We start from the raw sequence: 21,086 nt of genomic DNA, 5'->3' as shown, positions 1-21,086 counted from the left end.
GAAGCGTTCAAAATAACATGTGTTTTTGACCGATATTTCAGGCTGCTCACCCCATTTCGGTCAAAAAACCTCTAATTTTTCCGCAACATTATTGAGATATTGCAGATGTATGATTACATACCCGCAATCTGTGATCCAAAAGAGGTCCAGGCAGGCAAACAATGACAAAATGGCTGCGAGATATTTGGCAAGAAGTGGCGCGGCCACTGATCTTGCGCCCGAAACGGGTGCAATGCGCGGCTTTGTGCACCCGAAAATCGGGCAAAGACCGAGAAGTTCTGCTGATCACAAGCCGGGACACCGGGCGTTGGGTCATTCCCAAGGGTTGGCCAATTGACGGTCTGGACGGGGCGGAAACCGCACAGCAGGAAGCCTGGGAAGAGGCCGGTGTTCGCGCAGAGCATATTGACCCCGACCCGGTAGGCCATTTCACCTATGACAAAATCCTCAAGGACGGATCAGCCCAGCCGGTACTGACCAGCGTCTATCACCTTCAGGTCTCGGAACTGGCGGAAAAATTCCCAGAAGTCGACCAGCGTACGCGGCGCTGGTTCTCGCCGAAAAAGGCTGCAAAACAGGTGCGCGAACCCGAATTGCGGGATATATTGCTGCAATACTGACGTTTTCGCTGCGGCCCCACCACAAAGCCCTTGCTCTTGTGGCTATAAGGCGCTAGCGCGCTCGCCCAACCCAATTTCGAACTGAATTTATGCCCGAGTACCGGCCCAGAACGCGTTGGCAGGCGCTGGACAGTGACCTGCACCGCATCACAAACATAGAACGTGCAAACGCGTACGTCTCACGCCCGCTCTTGGCGCCGGGCGTTGCCTTGGCGTTCATTGTGCTGGCCGGGCTGATGGCGGCTGTCGCGCTCAACCGCATAGATGGGGGGATGATCGTCATCGCTGCGGCCGCGTTTGGGGCCTATATGGCCATGAACATCGGTGCGAACGACGTGGCCAACAATATGGGCCCTGCGGTTGGAGCCAACGCGCTGACAATGACAGGCGCGATTGCCATTGCAGCGGTCGCAGAAAGCGCAGGGGCGCTGATCGCGGGCGGGGATGTGGTGTCAACCATTTCCCGCGATATCATTGATCCGGCGTCCGTACAGAACACGACTGTGTTCGTCTGGGCGATGATGGCGGCCCTGATCTCGTCCGCGTTGTGGGTCAATCTGGCAACCTGGATCCGCGCGCCGGTATCGACCACGCATACGGTGGTCGGAGGCGTAATGGGCGCTGGCATAGCCGCCGCCGGTTTAACGGCGGTGAACTGGACCACCATGAGTCTTATTGCGTCCAGCTGGGTGATCTCTCCGGTCCTGGGCGGTGCTGTTGCTGCGGCGTTTCTGGCGTTGATCAAATCCAGAATTCAGAACCAGAACGACAAAATTGCGGCCGCCCAGCGATGGGTTCCCCTTCTTGTCGCTTTGATGGCTGGAATTTTTGCGACCTATCTGGCGGTCAAAGGTTTCGGTCACATTGTAAGGATCGACCCGGAAGCCGCACTGTTGATCGGCCTCGCGGCCGGTGCCTTGGTCTGGTTCATCACCGTCCCGTGGGTGCGACGCAAATCAGAAGGAATGGAAAACCGCACCCGATCCGTGAAGGCGCTGTTCACCCTGCCGCTGGTGATCGCTGCCACGTTTCTGAGTTTTGCGCACGGGGCGAATGATGTAGCCAATGCAATTGGCCCCCTGGCCGCAATTGTTTATGCAACCGAAGTTGGCGACTTTGCCGCTCAGGTGACCATCCCGAGTTGGGTCATGATTATCGGCGCGTTCGGCATTTCGTTTGGTCTGTTTCTGTTCGGCCCAAGGCTGATCCGGATGGTCGGCCGCCAAATCACCAAACTGAACCCGATACGGGCGTTCTGCGTAGCACTATCGACCGCGTCAACGGTAATCGTTGCAAGCTGGTTCGGGTTGCCCGTCAGTTCAACCCATATTGCCGTGGGCGCAGTATTCGGGGTTGGCTTTTTCCGGGAGTGGCACGTGGATCGGCATCGCAAGCGGGCGCAACTTCAGCGCCCCCAGCATGTTCGGCTGGCTCGGGAAGAGGTTCGCCGGCGAAAATTGGTACGGCGATCGCACTTCATGACCATCATTGCGGCATGGGTCGTGACCGTCCCCGCGACAGCCATCATGTCTGGCCTCATCTTCAGAATACTGACTACGTTCAATTGAACCGGGAACCGGAATGGCTTCTGATGCCCTCAGCCTCTGATCTGTGCAACGGAAAGAGCAGAGGTCGGTGATTGCCGAACAAGCTCGGCAATCCGCGTATTAAGGGGCGCAGGCACCCCGTGTGCAAGGCCGATCCGAATAATCTCACCCTGTAGGCTGTCGATTTCGGTTGGTCTACCCGCGCTCAGATCATAGGCCATGGATGTTCTGGCACTGGGATCAATAGTCAGCATGCGTGACGCAACTCGCGAAAACAACGCCGTTGGCAGCCGCAGGATGTGCGGCGTGAACGAGGCTGGCAAGGGCGTGGTCGAGCCCACCGGATGCCCGGCAGCTTTGAGAACCAGCAGCGCCTCGGCCATTTGATCGGCCATCAGGCAGCGCCAATCGCGATTCAGCAGTTGCTGCTGCAAGGTTAACCCAGACAGCGCGTTCAGAGCGTTGTTCAGGTTGATGACCAGTTTGCCCCATTGGACCTTTTCAATCTGGTCACTTTCACTGACCGGCATGGTCGGGTTGGACAAACCTTCGGCCAAGGCCCCGCCGCCGCTTTCAATAACGATATCACCAGAGGTCGCCCGGTGATACGTGGCGTGATCCAATGGCACGACATTAAAGGGCACCATGCCGGCGCGAACATCCCGATCCGGTAATTCCGCGCGCAAAATACGCACGTTTTCCATACCGTTCTGCCATGACAAAACCGCAGCATTTGCAGGCGCATAGCGCGATATCAGTCTCGCCATTTCGCGTGTCGCTGCCGACTTGACGGTCACGATAATCAGATCCGCCGCCGCCATGCAGGCTGGGTCTTTGACCAGAGCAAGCTGACTCGCCGGGATTTCGCGACGCATCCCCGAAAAATCAGTCACCGTCAGGCCGAACGTGCGAATAGGTTCCAACACATACTCGCGTCCTAACAGGGTCACATCATGGCCGTTGGCGGTTATAATGCCGCCACAGAAGCACCCAATGCTACCGGCACCTGCCAACACGATTTTCATGGCGACCCTCCTGAAGATACCAAGAGGATCACCGGTATGCATCGGGCAGGCAAGCCCGGTGAATACAGACGTCGCGCCCGCCTGCGCTTAGCGCGCCAATCTTGGGCGGGTGCGTTCTAATTCCTCGGAGATGGGTATAAACTCCTGATCGTCCCCCGGAGGCAGATGAAAGGCCCCATTAGCCCAATCTGCGGTTTTCCACTCGCGTGTCGCAGTTTCGATCTTTTCCTTCGACGACGAAACGAAATTCCACCAGATATAGCGATCTTCGTTCAAAGTCGCCCCGCCCAGCAACATCAGCCGCGCGCCTGTTGCCCCCGCCCTGACCGACAATTTGTCGCCAGGTCGGAATACCATCATCCGTCCGGATTCGAATGTGTCACCCGCAATCTCGACCGATCCTTCAGTAACATAGACACCACGATCTTCGTGATTGTCCGGCAAAGGAAAGGACGCCCCAGGGTCTAACTGGACGTCCAAATAAAAGGTCTCGGACAACATCGTGACGGGGCTTGTTTCGCCATATGCCGAACCAAGAATAAGACGTGCGCTGACACCGGCGTCCTGAATGTGGGGCAAAGCACCTTGCTTGTGGTGCTCAAAATCCGGGGCCATATCTTCGTGGGCTTCGGGAAGGGCGATCCAGGTCTGGATACCAAACAGGCTGTGTTTCTTACCGCGCGTGTCATCGCTAGTGCGCTCTGAATGCGTCACGCCACGGCCAGCGACCATCCAGTTGACCTCGCCGGGATAGATCATTTGATGAGTGCCCAGGCTATCGCGATGCTCGAATTCGCCTTGATACAGATAGGTGACGGTTCCCAGTCCAATATGCGGATGTGGCCGGACGTCGATCCCTCCGTCCGTGATGAACTCAGCCGGGCCCATCTGGTCGAAGAAAATGAATGGCCCAACCAATTGCCGTTTGACCGAAGGCAACGCGCGGCGAACCTCGAAGCCGCCCAGATCGCGCGCACGCGGAATGATCAGGGTGTCCAATGCCGAGTTTTCCGACATGCAGTCGGGATTGTGGGTGGGGTTCCAGCTCATTCCTGCTCTCCCTTGGTTCGAGAATTTCGTTCCCTGATGCATAATATAGCCCATGATTTTCATCTTCAATTCGCAAAAATGCACAGATTTAGTTCAAGCCTTTGGATGAGTTGTGATGCGCCGACCATCAGCACACTTCGAAGATGACGACCCGGAAGTTCTACCCAAAACCATTTTGACGACTTCTATCACGGATATGTGAGGCTTGAGATTTCTACACCTGCGCGGTCTCGGAATTGGCCGAAACCATGCTATGTTTCAAAGGTGCTGCTGCCCCTTGCCCTTAGGGTACTATGTACAGGAGGTCCTACATGACAAACGCACCTGTCACTCGACGCTCTGTTATTGCCGCTGGTGGCGCCATACTGACCACCGGCGCGGTGGGCTTACTGGTGCCAGCGCGCGCCTCGGGTCTGGCTCCGACGCCATCCATGCGGGGCGGTTCCAACAACTATCGCCCGGGTGCGCCTATAGTCGACCGCATCGGAGGAGGAGGCTTCTGGATGACCGGCACGGTGCGTCGGGCCGGTGACGGCGCACCCCTTCCCGGTCAGCGTATCCAGATCTGGGCGCATACAACCGAAGGGCATGAGCGTGACCCGCAAAGCCACGGGGCCACCCTAACCGACGCGAACGGAGAGTTCCGGCTGGAAATGCCTCAGATCGTGCCCGCCTTTGGTCAGCCTCATGGTCACCTGGCTTATGACAGCGGCGAGTTCGAAACGGTATTTCTGCGCCCCATCATGGATAGCTCGAAAGACAAAACTCTGTCTGCGCATTTTGTTTTGCAGCCGATCTGAAATCGGTGATCCGCGCAACAATCATCTGGTCGGCCCTGACCATCGCCCTTGTTGCGCCATTGATTGCGGCCGCGGAAAGCCCGCTGCTGGCCTGGCGTGAGCCTGTTTACATCGCGGCCGGTTTTGCGGGGATTGTGTGCATGGAGTTGCTTCTGTTGCAGCCACTTTTGGCAGGAAGACAACTGCCATACCTTTCCCCGGCAGCCTGCCGGAGCTTGCATAGGCTTGTTGGCCTGGCACTGATCGCAGCTATTCTGGTCCATGTCGGTGGATTATGGGTCACCAGCCCACCGGATGTTGTTGACGCGCTTCTATTCACTTCGCCGACCCCGTTTTCAGCCTGGGGAGTCGTCGCAATGTGGGCCGCATTTGCGACGGCCTTGCTGGGTATCTACCGGTTTAGACTGAACCTGCGATTTCGCCTCTGGCGGTTCGGCCACACCGGATTGGCCGCAATTACGATCATTGGCAGTGTGGTGCACGCATTGCTGATCGAGGGCACGATGGAAATCATGACCAAAACAGCGCTCTGCTGTTTGGTCTTGTTGGCGAGTGTTCGGGCACTCGCCAACATGCGGGTATGGGAAGTCAGACGCCGTGCTTAGACTCCCAGACACCAACGCATGACAGCTTTCTGCGCGTGCAGGCGGTTTTCGGCCTCGTCAAAAACAACTGAGTTCGGGCCGTCCATGACCTCTGACGTCGCTTCCTCCTCGCGGTGGGCGGGCAGGCAATGCATGAACAGCGCGTCGGGTTTGGCGTGGCTCATCAGCTCGGTGTTGACCTGATAGGGACGCAACAGGTTGTGACGCCGCTCTTTCGCCGACTGGGAATCATGCATCGAAACCCAGGTGTCGGCGACCACTAGGTCCGCGCCCTCGACAGCTTTGAACGCATCACGCTCAACCACGATTTGCGAGCCCTTCTGACGGGCGAACCCCATGAACTCTTCTTCGGGGTCGAACTGGGCGGGGCCGGTGAAGGTCAGATCAAAGCCGAATTGGCCCGCAGCGTGCAAAAACGAGGCACAGACATTGTTGCCATCGCCTGTCCAGACCACCTTTTTGCCTGCGATCGGGCCGCGATGTTCCTCGAATGTCAGAACATCGGCCATGATCTGGCAGGGATGGGTGCGGTCGGTCAGACCGTTGATCACCGGGACGTCCGAATATTCGGCCATCTCGGTCAGGATGGTTTCGTCAAAGGTGCGGATCATGATCATGTCGACATAGCGCGACAACACGCGAGCGGTGTCGGCGATGGTCTCGCCGTGGCCCAGTTGCATATCCTTGCCAGACAGGACCATGGTCTGCCCGCCCATCTGGCGCACGCCTACGTCGAACGAGACGCGGGTCCGGGTGGATGGTTTTTCGAAGATCAGCGCGACCATGCGACCAGCCAGCGGCTGCTCATCATCGGGCGCGGCCTTGGGACGCCCAAGACGGGCCTGTTTCATCGCGCCCGCCTGGTCAATCATGGTCCGCAAGGCGGTGGAGTCGGTTTTGTGGATATCAAGGAAGTGGTTCATACCGTGTCGCTTTTGGTTAGGGATGCGTGGGGGCCAGCCCCCACACCCCCGAGGTATTTTTGAACAGAAGAAGACTCAGGCTGCGGTTAGATTGGCCTCGATTTGCCTGGCGGCTTTGTCGAGGCGGATCATGGCCTGAGCGATATCATCTTCGGTCAGGGTGAGCGGGGGCAGCAGACGGATCACGTTGTCGGCCGCAGGAACGGTAATGACCTCGTTGTCATACCCTGCGTTCACCACGTCGATATTGGTCGGTTTGCATTTCAGGCCGAGCATAAGGCCCGCGCCGCGCACCTCTTCAAACACATCGGGGTGGTCGGCGATCAGGCCCTCGAGTTTTTGCCGTAGCAGGCCCGCCTTGCGGTTGACACCTTCCAAAAAAGCGGGCGTGGCGACATGATCGATCACGGCGCATCCTACCGCGCAGCCCAGAGGGTTGCCGCCATAGGTCGATCCGTGGGTGCCAGCGGTCATGCCGCTGGCCGCCTCTTCGGTGGCCAGTACGGCCCCTAAGGGGAAACCGCCGCCGATGCCTTTAGCGACCATCATGATGTCGGGTGTGATCCCGGCCCATTCATGGGCAAAAAGCTTGCCGGTCCGGCCCACACCACACTGAACTTCATCGAGGATCAGAAGCAGGCCGTTGTCGTCACAGATCTGGCGCAGGGCCTTGAGCTCGGCATCCGGGACCGGGCGGATACCACCTTCGCCCTGAATCGGTTCGATCATGATAGCGGCTGTTTTATCCGTGATGGCGTTGGTGACGCCGTCGAGATCTCCGAATGTGAGATGCACGAAACCGGGCAGCAGCGGGCCGAAGCCTTTGGTCATTTTTTCGGACCCGGCGGCGGCGATTCCGGCGGAAGACCGGCCATGGAAGGAGCCGTCAAAGGTGATGATTTCGACCCGTTCGGGTTGACCTTTTTCGTAGAAATACTTGCGGGCCATTTTCACCGCCAGTTCGCAGGATTCCGTGCCTGAATTGGTGAAGAATACCGTGTCGGCGAAGGTGTGCTCGACCAGTTTATCGGCCAGTGCCTGCTGCTGCGGGATGTTATAAAGGTTCGAGACATGCCACAGCGCGTGCGCTTGCTCGGACAATGCGGCCACAAGCGCGGGATGCGCATGACCCAGCGCATTCACAGCGATCCCGGCGCCGAGGTCCAGAAAACGTCGGCCATCCGCTTCGATCAGCCAGGCGCCTTCGCCCTTCACGAAAGTCAGGGGCGCGCGGTTATAGGTCGGCAGAACGGACGGGATCATCGGATCATCCTCTTAGATATGTTGAGCCTCGTGAGTGATACACGAAAGCCCGGTTCGTCAACAGATTTGGTGGGTGATGCGCGGTATTTGAGCGCGCGAACAGATCAAACTGGCCGGTTATGCGGCGAAACGTCGGCGTCGGAGACGCAGGATATGAGCGTGGTTGATCATGTCGGGTCGTATAGCCGGGCAAATGCAACCTGAAAACCCCCTTATCGCCAATTCAGGGAATTTCATTCAGAGGCCGCACTTGAGACTTGCCATTTGCCCGCCGTTACCCCACCGCTTGCACATGATCGCCGACCGACCACAGAACCCGCCCCTTGCCGCGCTGCTGATATTCACAGCAAGCGCCTTTTTTGCCGGGACGACCCTGTTGGCCAAGGCGCTTGGAACCGGGGCGCTGGGTCCCGCGCTGCATCCAATGCAGATAAGCCATGGGCGGTTTCTGTTTGCCTTCCTTGTCATCTTATGCGCCGTGGGCGTGATCAGGCCCCGTTTGAGGCGGCCCCATTGGGGGCTACATATCGGTCGAACCAGTTTTGGATGGCTGGGCATTACGCTTATGTTCGCATCGGTTGCCTATATCCCGATCTCTGACGCCACGGCGATTTCATTTCTCAACCCGGTTTTTGCGATGGTTCTAGCCATACCGTTGCTCAAGGAAGGGGTCGGGCCATGGCGCTGGCTGGCGGCGGCGGTCTCTCTGACCGGGGCATTGATTTTGTTGCGCCCAACTCCGGAAAGCTTTCAGCCTGCCGCGCTGCTTGCACTGACAGCCGCCGCGGTGATCGGGATGGAACTGATCTTCATCAAGAAACTCTCGGGCCGCGAGATTCCGATCCAGATCCTTCTGGTGAACAACGCGATGGGTTTGACGATCGCCACAGTCGCCGCCAGCTTTGTGTTCCAGATGCCGACCCCGGCGCAATGGGCAGCGCTGGCTGGTATTGGCGTACTGATGGCCTGCGCACAAGCTTGCTTTGTCAACGGAATGGCGCGGGCCGACGCGTCCTTTGTCGCGCCGATCAGCTATGCCACTTTGATCTTTGCCGCCTTCTTTGATCTGGCGGTGTTCGACGTGATCCCGGATACCATCAGCGTGATTGGTTCGGCCATCATTCTGACAGGCGCACTAATCCTGGTTTGGCGAGAGGCGCGCGTCCGCCGGGGCTGATAAAAGTTTCGCGACTTGGTCCGGGGGCGACCAACATGTCGTAAATGCTCATGATCTTCGCAAGGTGGAGCGTAGCCTGAATCTCGATTGATTCGAGAGATTGCCATGCACGAACGCCGCATTCCCGAGTGGGTCCGCCATGCCCCTGCCCCATCCGTCCGCGACTTTGGCATCCTTGCCGGGTTCGAAGCCATCGTCCGCGGGATTCTGATTTCGGTCTTTCCGCTGGCGATGTATCGCGCGCTGGGCGACGCCTCTTCGGTGTCATTTCTTTATTTTCTGGTTGGGATCGTGTCGCTGATCGCTGGGCTTATGGTGCCGTTTCTGGTCAGATTTGTGCCGCGGCGGTGGTCTTATACTGCCGGCTGCCTGATGTTTGTCGGCGGCGCATTGCTGGCCATTGAAGGCAGCCCGGCGGCGGTTGTAGGGTCGCTGGCACTGAACACCGTGGCGACTGTCGTTACATTTGTATGCTTCAACGCCTATGTGCTGGATTACATCAGCAAGATCGAACTTGGCCGTTGTGAGACCAGCCGCATGTTCTACAGCGCGCTGGGGTGGACTGCCGGGCCGATGGCAGGCGTTCTGCTGATGGAGGTGTGGGCTCCTGCGCCGTTCGTCATCAGCGCAGTCGCCGCTCTGGCCATGCTTGCCCTTTTCTGGCGCATGCGGCTGGGCAACGGAAAGCTGATCAGCAAGGCGCGAGGCCCCGCGAAGAATCCGCTCGCTTTTTTGCCAAGGTTCTTTTCCCAGCCGAGACTGGTGGCAGGGTATCTGTTTGCGATGATCCGGTCCTGCGGCTGGTGGATCTATGTCGTTTACCTGCCCATCTTTGCGATTCAGAACGGTTTGGGCGAACAGTTGGGCGGTATACTTCTGTCGGGAACAAATGCAATGTTGTTCGCCGCGCCGCTTATCCTTCGCTGGGTGCAGGGACGATCATTGCGCACCGCGGTTCGGGTGGGCTTTGCAGTCAGCGGGACCTGTTTTGTTGCAGCCGGAGCGATATCGGCCTGGCCCGTTGCCTCTGTTGTTGCGCTGGTCCTTGGGTCGGTCTGGCTGATCGTGCTGGATATTTGCGCGGGCCTGCCATTTCTGATGGCCGTCAAACCGTCCGAGCGGACCGAGATGTCGGCCATCTATTCCAGCTATCGCGATGTTTCAGGCATTTTGACCCCAGGAGCCGCCTCTCTGATCCTGTTAGTCACGCCAGTCGCGGGCGTCTTTGCCGCCGGAGGGGCAGCCCTGTTCGGTGCATGGGCGGTCGCGGCGCGTTTGCATCCAAGGCTCGGCAGACCTCGGGTCCTGCTTCAACCCGGGGCGCCGGCCGAACCGGTTTAAGCTTTCAACCGGTAGCCCGTTCGCAGCATCTGCCAGGTCAAGCCGCCGACCAGCAAGGTGGCCCCAAAGCAGACAGCCATGCCCAGATACGGCGAACTGTCGGATACCCCGATCATTCCATACCGTAGCCCGTCGATCAGGTAGAATACCGGATTCACGTGACTCAGACGATTAAGGACCGGTGGCAGGGCCTCGACGGAATAAAAAGTGCCCGACAAAAACGCCAATGGGGTCACGATGAAGTTAGTGATTGCCGCCATCTGGTCGAACTTGTTCGCAAAAATCCCTGCAAACAGGCCAAGCGCGCCCATGAAAGCCCCTCCGAGAATTACGAAAATCAGCACGGTCAAAGGGTTTTGGGGCACAAGACCCAACACCAACGCCAATGCAGCGGCGACAACAGCTGCGATCAGAATGCCGCGCACGACGCCTCCGGCCAGATAACCCAGCAATATTTCCAAAGGCGACAATGGAGGCATGAGCGTGTCAACGATATTGCCCTGCACCTTGGCAATCACCATCGAGGACGAGGTATTGGCAAACGCATTCTGAATCACGGTCATCATCATGATCCCCGGGGCAAGAAAGGTCAGAAAGGGCACACCCATCACATCCGGACGCCCTGGACCCACAGCAATGTTGAAGATCAGCAGGAACAGCCCGGCAGTGACCAGAGGTGCAAGCAAAGTCTGCGTCCACACTGCCAGAAACCGCAGCGTTTCCCGTTGGATCAGCGTATAGAGACCCATCCAGTTCACCGCCCCGAAACGGCGCGGGTCATGATCTGTACTTATCTGCATGTGTCGCCCTCAAACTGATTCGAGAACCGCTTGTAACTCGGCTCGCAGTGATTAAAATAGGGGGCTGAGACGATTTCCCAAGGCGGCCCGAATCCGGGGCCGCTTTCCGCTTTTGAAAGGCAACCGATGTCCTGGACTGACGAGCGCGTAGAACTGCTGAAGAAGATGTGGGGCGAGGGCCAGTCGGCCAGCCAGATCGCCAAGGAACTGGGTGGCGTCACCCGTAATGCGGTGATCGGCAAAGTGCATCGCCTCGGCCTGTCGAACCGCACGGCTGGCGCCTCACCCGCCAAAGCGGAACCCAAGGAAAAACCGGCGCCCGCCGCAAAGGCCGAGGCCAAGCCGAAACCGGCCCCCAAGACCGAACCAGCGCGCCCGGCACCACCCGCCGAAGCCAAACCCGCCATTCCGGCCCGCCGTCAGATTATCCCGGCAGGTCAACCGCTGCCCCCGCAACCCTCGGCCAACGAAATCAGCCCCGAGGCGCTGGCCAAGGTCAACGAGGTTGAGAAGAAGGCCAAGAAACTGACGCTGATGGAGTTGACAGAGAAAACCTGCAAATGGCCCGTCGGCGATCCGGCAACCGAGGATTTCTGGTTCTGCGGTTTGCCGGTTGAGGCCGGTAAACCCTATTGCGAAGCGCATGTGGGTGTGGCCTTCCAACCGATGAGCGCACGACGCGATCGGCGGCGGTAAAACCGGTGCGCCAGGATCCGACGGCAATCGAGGATACCTGGCTGGCGCGGGCCAAACGACTGTTGGCGCTGGCCGAAACCGGCCAGCATTTCACCAAAAATCCCTTTGATCGCGAACGCTATGACGAGATCGCCCATATGGCGCGTGCCATGCTGGCCGATCTGGGACAGGTCCCCCTGTCGCGGATCGAAGGCCTGATTTCCGAACATGCCGGCGGCTATGCCACACCCAGCGTCGATATCCGCGGTGCGGTCATCCGCGACGCCCAAATTCTATTGGTGCGGGAACGCAGTGACGGGAAATGGGCCCTGCCTGGCGGGTTTGCAGATATCGGCAGTTCTCCGGCAGAGAATATCGAGCGCGAGGTGTGGGAGGAAGCTGGGCTAAAGGTCCGCGCGCAACACCTTTATGCGCTACGCCACAAGGCACGGCACCCCTACCCGGCTGACGCCCGCGACTTCTACAAGTTGTTTTTCTCATGCGAAGAAGTCGACCAAAGAGATCCTAAGCCGGGGTCCGAGACAAGCGACGCCGCTTTCTTCAAACTCGATGAGTTGCCCGAACTGTCGCAGGTCAGGACCTTGCGGCAGGATATTGTTGCTGCCTTCCAGGCAGATATAACCGATCGCCCTTGTACACTTTTTGATTAAAACGTCACTGCGCCGGGTGCGTCGGTAAATCCGGCATCGGCACCCACCCCGGTAATTCATCCGGCAACACCGAAACATGCAACCGTTCTGACCGATCGCGCCCGACTTTCCGATGCTTGCGCAAAAGGAAAATCTTGCCCCACCCCCGCCAAGTCCCGACTGACCGCGCATGGATATCTGTCGGGAAGCGGTCACGCCAGCCTTCGGGCAAAGGCAGCCCGTGCAACTCAGCTTTGTCCAGCATCCAGATCAAAGAGATATTGCTCAGCGGTCGAGCCTCTTCAAACCCGTTCAACTGGCCACCGACGTCACCATGCGTGCCGCGGAACCAGACCTGCTCGACATGCCCTTTGAACTCTGGAGTACAGGTCCACAGAACCGGCTCGAACACCTCACGCGTCTCATCCAAGGCCATTGCGTGGTATCCATGTCGGGTCGCAGGGCCAAGTTGATGGGTGTGGAACGCATGCCGCTCTTCCGCCCAGCGCCAGAGCAACGGCAACCGCAAGCCCAGCGCTTTGACCGTGTCCCACACACCGACCATCTCAATCGCAACCTCTTCATGGCAAAATTGGCGGCGGAAATCCCGTGCCGCAGTGCCATCGGGGTTGCACTCATAGTGCCGATAGGCTTGCTTGATATTCCTCTCTGTCGCGTGCTCGGCCTTGAGCAATCCGATCATATCTATAACGCCCGCAAGGCTGCGCACGCCGTACGCCCCGCGCGAGTAACCGATGAAATAAATCCGGTCACCCGGTTTGTACCGCGACGCCAGATAGCCATAGGCCCGGCGAATTTGCCGATTGATCCCGCGCCCCATCAGGACATCCAGCGAAGACTTCCAGCTTTCCCACTGGACCCCGGATTCATAGAAAACCGAAACCTGGCTGCCCATCTCTCGGCACAGGCGATATGTCTGACCAGCATGGGTTTCCCGCCCGGGTTCAAGCGTCGACATCGTACCGTCGAGGATAATTACGTGATTGACGGGTTCGCGATGTTTAACCCCGGCTGAATGTTCGGACCGCAATGGCCGCCCGAGCCACCCTAGTACCTTTCTGCTCAGCCGCGACAAAACCATACGTTCGCGAGTTCCTTTCCCTTTTGAGGTCAGGCGGGCCTTGCCCACCATACCCGGTCAAATCAGTGCGCCCGAACCGCATATGCCGGTTGGGCTTATGCATCCACGGTGCCTGTCTTGCACCCCCGGCCGATGCCCGCCAGTTAGGCCCTTGACGAAACAGGCACCAAGGTAAACCTAATCATGGGTATCTCAGTCACCTGGGGCAAGGCTTATACTCTGAACGAAACTGTGAGGCGTTGTCGATCCGCATCGCGCTTTGCCTACCTGCCGCATGGCCGATTACGGTGGACGCCTTGCCCCACAGAGCCCCGTTGCATTCAGACATCCCATTGATCTAGCGATGGAATCGAGTGTAACACGCCTTGTCTAAATTCGCTGATCTTACCCTGAAACACTTCATCACGCCCCTGGGACCCAAACCGCTTCACTACACAATTTCTAACCGTTTCGCCGGATTGCCCCCGTCCCGTAAACACTGCCCCAGGAATGATCGCCCGAAGGTATTGAGAACCCGTAACCGTGATTCACTTGGCCGGGCGCGGGTAAATAGCCTTGCTGACTCTTCCCCTTCGGCAATCCTTTCGCTATTGCAGGCACCGACCCGAGATTGATGACGCAGGACGCACCCCATGGCGATGGAAAAGACATTCAACGCGGCCGAGGCCGAGGCCCGCATCTACAAGGCCTGGGAAGAGGCCGGAGCCTTCAAGGCAGGCGCGAACAGATCGCGCGATGAAAGCTTTACCATCATGATCCCGCCACCCAACGTGACTGGAGCTTTGCACGTGGGCCATGCGTTCAACAACACGCTGCAGGACATCCTGATCCGCTGGCACCGGATGCGCGGCTTCGACACGCTCTGGCAACCCGGTCAGGACCACGCGGGCATTGCCACGCAGATGCAGGTCGAGAAAATGCTGGCCGCCACTCAGCAACCCAGCCGGAACGAATTGGGTCGCGAGAAATTCCTTGAGAAAGTTTGGGAATGGAAAGGCGAATACGGCGGCACGATCATCGAGCAGTTGAAACGCCTCGGCTCCTCCTGCGACTGGTCGCGCAACGCCTTCACCATGGCCGGTGCGGCGGGCGATCCGCGCACGGGGCATGAGAATTCGGCCAACTTCCACGACGCCGTGATCAAAGTCTTTGTCGATATGTACGAAAAGGGCCTGATCTATCGCGGCAAGCGTCTGGTGAACTGGGACCCGCATTTCGAAACCGCGATCTCGGACCTTGAGGTCGAGAATATCGAGGTCGCGGGCCATATGTGGCACTTCAAATACCCGCTGGCCGGGGGCGAGACCTACACCTACGTCGAAAAGGACGAAGACGGGAATATCGTGCTTGAGGAAGAGCGCGATTATATCTCGATCGCCACGACCCGACCCGAGACCATGTTGGGCGACGGCGCGGTTGCGGTTCATCCGTCGGATGAACGGTACGCGCCAATCGTCGGGAAACTCTGCGAAATCCCCGTTGGCCCGAAAGAGCACCGCCGTCAGATTCCAATCATCACCGATGAGTACCCCGATCCCGATTTCGGCTCGGGCGCGGTGAAGATCACCGGCGCGCATGACTTCAACGACAACATGGTTGCCAAGCGCGGCGGCATCCCGATGTACCGCCTGATGGACACCAAAGGCGCGATGCGGGCCGATGGCGCGCCTTATGCCGAAGAAGCCGACAAGGCGCAGGAATATGCGCGTGGCAAGGACTTCACCGAGAACGAGATCGACGCCATCAACCTCGTGCCCGATCACCTGCGCGGGCTCGATCGGTTCGAGGCGCGCGCGAAAGTCGTCGAAGAGATCACGGCGGACGGTCTGGCCGTGATGACCCGCGCGGATGATCCGCGTCTGGGTTCGACCGCGTTGAAGTCAGATCACGAAGGCGCGGACAAGCTGGTCCCGCTGGTCGAGAGCAAACCAATCATGCAGCCCTTCGGCGACCGCTCGAAGGTTGTGATCGAGCCGATGTTCACCGACCAGTGGTTCGTCGACGCCGCCAAGGTCGTCGGCCCCGCGCTGGATGCGGTCAAGGACGGCACGGTGAAGATCATCCCAGAGTCCGGCGAGAAGACCTATTACCACTGGCTGGAAAACATCGAGCCCTGGTGCATCTCGCGCCAGCTGTGGTGGGGGCATCAGATTCCGGTCTGGTATGGGCCATCCCTTCAAATTGTCGACGACTCACCTGATGACCCATCATTTCACCTCGACTGGGACTCTCCTGTCGCGTTCTGTGCCCCGACCTATGAAGGTGCGGCACTTCGCGCCAAGGAATACTACTCTTGGTTGGAAGAAATCAGCGCGCTATCTGGATTTACTGAGGTTGATTCATCAGACAATTCAAAGTCAGCATTCCTGAAGCAGCCCCAAAAGCCAAAGGGCAACTTCTCGGGCTCATTTTCGGTCCCAGACACTGATGGAACTCAGTTTATCGGCCTTTACCGCGATCCCGACGTCCTCGACACCTGGTTCTCCTCCGGCCTCTGGCCCATCGGCACGCTGGGCTGGCCCGAGCAGACCGAGGAGCTGGAGCGCTACTTCCCCACGGACGTTCTGATCACCGGCTTTGACATCCTGTTCTTCTGGGTCGCCCGGATGATGATGATGCAACTCGCCGTGGTCGATCAGATTCCGTTCCACACCGTCTACCTGCACCAGCTTGTCCGCGACGAGAAGGGCAAGAAGATGTCCAAGACCACCGGTAACGTCATCGACCCGCTGGAAATCGTGGACGAATTCGGCGCCGACGCGCTGCGCTTTACCAACGCTTCGATGGCGGCGATTGGCGGGGTGCTGAAACTGTCCCGCGAGCGGATCACCGGCTATCGCAACTTCGGCACAAAACTCTGGAACGCCGTCCGCTTTGCCGAGATGAACGAGGTCTTTACCGACGCCGTGCCGCAACTGGACGTGACCGACCTGAACCCCAAGGCCGCCGTGAACCGCTGGATCATCGGCGAAACCGCCCGCGTTCGGGAAGAGGTTGACGCAGCGCTGGAAAGCTATCGCTTCAATGACGCGGCCAACGGGCTTTACGCCTTTGTCTGGGGCAAGGTCTGCGATTGGTACGTGGAGCTTTCGAAACCCCTGCTGCAAGGTGACGATACTGAGGCACAGGCCGAGACCCGCGCCACCATGCGCTGGGTTCTGGATCAGTGCATGGTCCTGCTGCACCCGATCATGCCCTTCATCACCGAAGAACTGTGGGGGCTGACCGGCACGCGGCCCAAGATGGTCGTCCACGCCGACTGGCCGACTTACACCGCCGCAGACCTGATCGACGCGGAGGCGGATCGTGAGATGAACTGGGTGATCTCGGTCATCGAAAACACCCGCTCGGCCCGCGCCCAGATGCGCGTTCCAGCAGGTCTCTATGTACCGATGCTGGTGACCGAGATCGACGCGAACGGACAGGCCGCGTGGGATCGCAACGAGGCGCTGATCAAGCGTCTGGCGCGGATCGACAGCCTGACCAAGGCGGACGAATTGCCCAAAGGCACCATCTCCATCGCCGCGCCAGGCGCGAGTTTCGGCCTGCCGCTGGCGGATATCATCGACATCGGTGCCGAAAAGGAACGTCTTGAGAAAGCCAAGGGCAAACTGGCCAAGGAACTGGGCGGTCTGCGCGGTCGGCTGAACAACCCCAAATTCGTGGCCTCGGCCCCGGAAGAGGTGGTCGAAGAAGCCAAAGCCAACCTCGCCGCCCGCGAAGAGGAAGAGGCGAAACTGAACGAGGCGCTCGCCCGTCTGGCCGAAATCGCCTGATCTTCATCTTTTTAAAAATACTCAAAACCCGAACCCTATCGCCAACCCCGGCGGTAGGGTTTCTCTTTACCCTCACAGCTTTCCCCTTGTTCGCGCCACCCCGCGCTTGTTAGCACTTCGACATCACAACCCTGAGGCCCTGATGGCGCGATCCTTCCCTCCGATGCAAACCGTTTCGACCGGGCTGGTGGTCGCCATTGTGGGGTTCTTCAGCTCATTCCCCATTGTCTTGCAGGGGCTGGGTGCGATGGGCGCATCCCCAACGCAAGCCGCGTCGGGCCTGATGAGCGCGGCGATTGCCATGGGGCTTGCGGCCATCATCCTCAGCCTGCGGTACAAATTGCCCATCAGCGTCGCCTGGTCGACCCCGGGCGCGGCTCTGCTGGCCGTGTCTGCCACCCCTGCCGAGGGATTTTCAGGTGCGGTTGGAGCGTTCCTGTGTGCCGGAGCGCTGACCGTTCTGGCCGGGCTGTGGAAACCGCTCGGGCGGCTGGCAGCAGCGATCCCCACCTCGCTGGCCCAAGCGATGCTGGCGGGGGTTCTGTTGCCTCTCTGTCTGTTGCCGTTCAAAGCGGCGGTCGAGATCCCGTGGCAAGCGCTGCCGGTGATCCTGATATGGTTCATTGCAGGGCACTTTAACCGGTTGTTTGCCGTCCCGTCCGCCGTAGTCGCCGCAGCCATCATTGTGGCCCTGAACGCCGGAGATGCGCAATTGATGCCCGACCGCCTGGTTGCGGCTCCGATCTGGACAACCCCATCATTCTCGGTCGCGTCGGCCATCGGTATCGGCGTGCCGCTGTTCATTGTCACAATGGCAACGCAGAACATCCCCGGTGTCGCCGTCATGCGCAGCTTTGGCTTCGCCCCCGTTCCGGGCCGTTTGTTCTCATCCGTTGGTGGCGCAAGCCTGATCTCGGCCCCTTTTGGAGCACCCGCAACCTGCTTAGCCGCGATAACCGCCGCGATGTGCTCCAACGAGGACAGCCACCCCGACCCGGCGCAGCGCTATTGGTCCGCCATCATGGGCGGCGTGTTCTATTGTCTGTTCGGCATCTTTGCCGTGGCAATCACCAGCTTTGCCGCGCATGCCGATCCGCTGCTGATGGGCACTCTGGCCGGGGTCGCTTTGATCGGGGTCATGGCGAATTCGATGCACGCAGCGCTGGACGTGCCTGCCGAGCGTGAGGCGGCCATCCTGACCTTGGCCATCACGGCCTCTGGGATAACGGTATTCGGCCTGGGTGCAGCGGTTTGGGGGCTTCTGGCCGGGGGCATCGCATATCTTGTTACGAACAGAATGCGGTGATCCCTTTCGCTATCCCACCACAGTCGGTATGATACATACATGATTGGATCCCTTGGAAAACTGGTAGAACGCCAGATCAAAAAAGCTCAGGCCGAAGGCCAGCTGCAAGGTCTTGAAGGCGAAGGCGCGCCGCTGCCCGACCGCTCTGCGGAAGCGCAAGGTGATCCGGCCATTGCAGCGGGCCATCGCATCATGGCGCAGGCCGGCGTGTTACCCGAGGAATTCAACATCAAAAAAGAACTGGACGCCGTTCGGCAGACTTATGCGAAGCTGACCGATCCCGAGGACAGAAAAACCGCCATGGCGCGCATCGCGGATCTGGAGATGCGGTACAATATGGCGCGCGACGCTCGGCGTTCGTTTATGAAGTGATCATTTGAACTCGGGTCTGCGGCCCTGCATCTGGGCGGTGACAACTTCGATCTGATCCGGTTTGCCGATCAACGCTACCTGTTCCGAGGATTCCTCTAACAGAACCTCGGTGCGGGATTTTGTCTCGGCCACATCAATCAAACGTTTTGCCGCCCGGATCGCTGATGGGCTTTGACCCGCGATATCTTCGGCCAACGCAAGCGCTTCGGTCACAGGATCATCCGAGAGTTTCGTCACCAGCCCCCAATCCGCAGCTTGCGGCGCACCGATGGGGCGGGCCGTGTAAGTCAACAGGCGCAGCACGTCCGAGCGCACCAGTTTTGGCAGCAGAACCATACCGCCCATATCGGGTATGATGCCCCACTTCATTTCCATTAAGGCCAGTTTGCTTTCTGGGTGCGCGATCCGGATATCCGCACCCAGCGCGATTTGCAGACCCCCGCCATAGGCCACGCCTTGAATGGCGCAGATCACCGGCACGGGAATGCGTCGCCAAATCAGTGCAAGCTCCTGCATTTCATTGGCGTCCTCATGGCTGCGGGTCATCAGCCATTCTGTAGGGTCCATATGAACCATTTTGGCAAAGCTCGCCATGTCGAGGCCTGCGCAAAAGCTCTTGCCCTCACCCGTAAGAACAACGGCGCGGGCATCCGACGTGGCAACCTCGTAGCCAGCGGTCAGGATCGCCTTGATCATGGCATCATCCAGCGCGTTCATCTTGTCGCCACGGGTAAGCGTGACATGAGCTATATGGTCTTTGTATTCCACCGAAACGCGCGCCATGCTGGACCTCTCGTTGCTGTTTCCGCAAGCTTGCACCAAATACCACGCTAGGCGCTACTGCGACGTCAGGGCATATCGCCAACACGCGCGGGGCTTGCCCGTGGAAAGCCCTTGCGCTTATCTGCCTGCATGACTGGTCCTCGATTTACTCCCCTCGCCCAATCCCTGCCCGCTACGGTTCCTTTTGTCGGTCCGGAAACGCAGGAGCGGCAACGCGGTGCGACATTCGACGCTCGGCTGGGCGCAAATGAAAACGGCTTTGGCCCATCGCCCCTTGCAATTTCAGCCATGCAAAAGGCCGCTGGCGAAATCTGGATGTACGGCGATCCTGAAAACCATGACCTGCGCTATGCGCTGGCTGATCATCACGGTGCTCGGCCCGACCATATCATTGTGGGCGAGGGAATTGACGGTTTACTTGGGTATCTGGCCCGCCTGTTGGTCGAACCGGGAGATGCCGTAGTGACCTCGGAAGGGGCATACCCGACCTTCAACTATCATGTCGCGGGGTTCGACGGGGTGCTGCACAAGGTGCCCTACTCGGACGACCATGAAGACCCGGTCGCTCTGTTCGCCAAAGCCGCCGAGGTAGACGCAAAGATGGTTTATCTGGCCAATCCTGACAATCCGATGGGTAGCTGGCATTCTGGTGCGGATATCGTCGCAGCGCTGGAGCATTTGCCCGATGGCTGCCTGCTTGTGCTGGATGAGGCTTACGTGGAATGTGCGCCAGAAGGCACGGCGGCGCCGGTGTCAGCCGACGATCTGCGCGTTATCCGAATGCGCACATTCTCAAAGGCTTATGGTATGGCTGGGGCCCGGGTCGGCTATGGTATCGGTGCACCTGATCTGATTTCCGCTTTTCATAAGGTCCGCAATCACTTCGGCATGAACAGGGCCGCGCAGGCTGGGGCCTTGGCGGCCCTTGAAGACGCCGAGTGGTTAGCAAGCATTCGGAAGCAAATCGCCCAAGCGCGTGAACGGATTGGGCAGATTGCGCGTGAGAATGGGTTGGAGCCCTTACCTTCGGCGACCAATTTCGTTGCCATCGATTGTGGGCGAGACGGGACCTTTGCCAAGGCTGTGCTTGGGGCGTTGGTCAATCAGGGCGTGTTTGTCCGCATGCCGTTTGCTACGCCACAGGATCGTTGCATACGTGTCAGCTGTGGAAAGGATGCTGAGTTGGATGCATTCTCAGCAGCTTTGCCCAGAGCCTTAGCCGAGGCTGCAACAGGCTAAAGGAGCAATTGGCGTGAGGAGGGCCAGGGGGC

The 21,086-nt window shown here is 59.0% G+C and carries 19 protein-coding genes; 12 read left to right on the top strand and 7 right to left on the bottom strand.

The window, feature by feature from the left end:
* Positions 1–161: 161 nt before the first annotated feature.
* Together ACP0GE_RS16030 and ACP0GE_RS16025 are read left to right on the top strand one after the other, a co-directional pair.
* Complete coding sequence (locus tag ACP0GE_RS16030; RefSeq protein WP_424832915.1) at positions 162–620, top strand: NUDIX hydrolase; 459 nt, start codon at positions 162–164, stop codon at positions 618–620.
* A gap of 89 nt (positions 621–709) precedes the next feature.
* Positions 710–2,188, top strand: a complete 1,479-nt coding sequence (locus ACP0GE_RS16025) for an inorganic phosphate transporter (protein ID WP_424832914.1) — start codon at positions 710–712, stop codon at positions 2,186–2,188.
* 29 nt (positions 2,189–2,217) lie between these two features.
* Here ACP0GE_RS16025 and ACP0GE_RS16020 read toward each other — a convergent pair whose 3' ends face one another.
* Positions 2,218–3,192, bottom strand: a complete 975-nt coding sequence (locus ACP0GE_RS16020) for a 2-dehydropantoate 2-reductase (protein ID WP_424832913.1) — start codon at positions 3,190–3,192, stop codon at positions 2,218–2,220.
* 87 nt (positions 3,193–3,279) lie between these two features.
* A complete protein-coding gene (locus ACP0GE_RS16015) occupies positions 3,280–4,242 on the bottom strand; it encodes a pirin family protein (RefSeq protein WP_424832912.1) in 963 nt (320 codons plus the stop codon).
* A gap of 311 nt (positions 4,243–4,553) precedes the next feature.
* Here ACP0GE_RS16015 and ACP0GE_RS16010 point away from each other — a divergent pair, with 311 nt between their 5' ends.
* Both ACP0GE_RS16010 and ACP0GE_RS16005 read left to right on the top strand, forming a co-directional pair.
* On the top strand, positions 4,554–5,042 hold the full coding sequence (locus ACP0GE_RS16010) for a twin-arginine translocation pathway signal (RefSeq protein WP_424832911.1): 489 nt from the start codon (positions 4,554–4,556) through the stop codon (positions 5,040–5,042).
* An 8-nt stretch (positions 5,043–5,050) separates the two neighbouring features.
* Entirely contained in the window at positions 5,051–5,647 is a 597-nt protein-coding gene (locus ACP0GE_RS16005; protein ID WP_424833861.1) for a ferric reductase-like transmembrane domain-containing protein, read from the top strand.
* Here the strand turns inward: ACP0GE_RS16005 and argF are convergent.
* Entirely contained in the window at positions 5,644–6,570 is a 927-nt protein-coding gene (gene argF, locus ACP0GE_RS16000; RefSeq protein WP_424832910.1) for an ornithine carbamoyltransferase, read from the bottom strand. The two genes, ACP0GE_RS16005 and argF, sit on opposite strands and share 4 nt — an antisense overlap.
* Before the next feature lie 75 nt (positions 6,571–6,645).
* Complete coding sequence (locus ACP0GE_RS15995) at positions 6,646–7,833, bottom strand: aspartate aminotransferase family protein (RefSeq protein WP_424832909.1); 1,188 nt, start codon at positions 7,831–7,833, stop codon at positions 6,646–6,648.
* A gap of 292 nt (positions 7,834–8,125) precedes the next feature.
* On the opposite strand from ACP0GE_RS15995, the gene ACP0GE_RS15990 reads away from it, so the two are divergent.
* Positions 8,126–9,010: a DMT family transporter gene (locus ACP0GE_RS15990; RefSeq protein ID WP_424833860.1), complete on the top strand. Its 885-nt coding sequence runs from the start codon at positions 8,126–8,128 to the stop codon at positions 9,008–9,010.
* A gap of 105 nt (positions 9,011–9,115) precedes the next feature.
* Positions 9,116–10,351, top strand: coding sequence for an MFS transporter (locus tag ACP0GE_RS15985; RefSeq protein ID WP_424832908.1), 1,236 nt, complete (start codon positions 9,116–9,118; stop codon positions 10,349–10,351).
* Here ACP0GE_RS15985 and ACP0GE_RS15980 read toward each other — a convergent pair.
* Positions 10,348–11,151: an ABC transporter permease gene (locus ACP0GE_RS15980; RefSeq protein ID WP_424832907.1), complete on the bottom strand. Its 804-nt coding sequence runs from the start codon at positions 11,149–11,151 to the stop codon at positions 10,348–10,350. The genes ACP0GE_RS15985 and ACP0GE_RS15980 overlap by 4 nt on opposite strands.
* 126 nt (positions 11,152–11,277) lie before the next feature.
* Here ACP0GE_RS15980 and ACP0GE_RS15975 point away from each other — a divergent pair, with 126 nt between their 5' ends.
* Together ACP0GE_RS15975 and ACP0GE_RS15970 are read left to right on the top strand one after the other, a co-directional pair.
* A complete protein-coding gene (locus ACP0GE_RS15975; RefSeq protein ID WP_424832906.1) occupies positions 11,278–11,847 on the top strand; it encodes a GcrA family cell cycle regulator in 570 nt (189 codons plus the stop codon).
* A 5-nt stretch (positions 11,848–11,852) separates the two neighbouring features.
* The gene (locus tag ACP0GE_RS15970; protein WP_424832905.1) at positions 11,853–12,497 is read left to right on the top strand and encodes an NUDIX hydrolase; all 645 of its coding nucleotides are present in this window, start codon (positions 11,853–11,855) and stop codon (positions 12,495–12,497) included.
* Between the two features lie 4 nt (positions 12,498–12,501).
* Here the strand turns inward: ACP0GE_RS15970 and ACP0GE_RS15965 are convergent, their stop codons facing one another.
* Positions 12,502–13,578, bottom strand: coding sequence for a DUF2235 domain-containing protein (locus ACP0GE_RS15965; RefSeq protein WP_424832904.1), 1,077 nt, complete (start codon positions 13,576–13,578; stop codon positions 12,502–12,504).
* Between the two features lie 632 nt (positions 13,579–14,210).
* Here ACP0GE_RS15965 and ACP0GE_RS15960 point away from each other — a divergent pair.
* The 3 genes from ACP0GE_RS15960 to ACP0GE_RS15950 all read left to right on the top strand — a co-directional run bounded on the left by ACP0GE_RS15960 (position 14,211) and on the right by ACP0GE_RS15950 (position 19,032).
* Positions 14,211–17,354 (top strand): valine--tRNA ligase, encoded by a 3,144-nt coding sequence (locus ACP0GE_RS15960; RefSeq protein ID WP_424832903.1) that lies wholly within the window; start codon positions 14,211–14,213, stop codon positions 17,352–17,354.
* A 142-nt stretch (positions 17,355–17,496) separates the two neighbouring features.
* Positions 17,497–18,660, top strand: coding sequence for a benzoate/H(+) symporter BenE family transporter (locus ACP0GE_RS15955; protein WP_424832902.1), 1,164 nt, complete (start codon positions 17,497–17,499; stop codon positions 18,658–18,660).
* A gap of 39 nt (positions 18,661–18,699) precedes the next feature.
* Positions 18,700–19,032 carry a DUF1992 domain-containing protein gene (locus ACP0GE_RS15950; protein ID WP_424832901.1) on the top strand — a complete coding sequence of 111 codons (333 nt, stop codon included), beginning with the start codon at positions 18,700–18,702 and terminating at the stop codon, positions 19,030–19,032.
* On the opposite strand, the gene ACP0GE_RS15945 is transcribed toward ACP0GE_RS15950, so the two are convergent.
* The gene (locus ACP0GE_RS15945) at positions 19,033–19,815 is read right to left on the bottom strand and encodes a crotonase/enoyl-CoA hydratase family protein (protein WP_424832900.1); all 783 of its coding nucleotides are present in this window, start codon (positions 19,813–19,815) and stop codon (positions 19,033–19,035) included. It abuts the gene before it with no gap.
* A 129-nt stretch (positions 19,816–19,944) separates the two neighbouring features.
* On the opposite strand from ACP0GE_RS15945, the gene ACP0GE_RS15940 reads away from it, so the two are divergent.
* The gene (locus ACP0GE_RS15940) at positions 19,945–21,054 is read left to right on the top strand and encodes a pyridoxal phosphate-dependent aminotransferase (protein WP_424832899.1); all 1,110 of its coding nucleotides are present in this window, start codon (positions 19,945–19,947) and stop codon (positions 21,052–21,054) included.
* Positions 21,055–21,086: the final 32 nt, after the last annotated feature.

Origin of the sequence: Ruegeria sp., from assembly GCF_965243365.1 — a bacterium.
Taxonomy (GTDB): domain Bacteria; phylum Pseudomonadota; class Alphaproteobacteria; order Rhodobacterales; family Rhodobacteraceae; genus Ruegeria.
The sequence above is the reverse complement of the archived record's forward strand: the minus strand, read 5'-3'. Positions and strand labels throughout refer to the sequence as shown.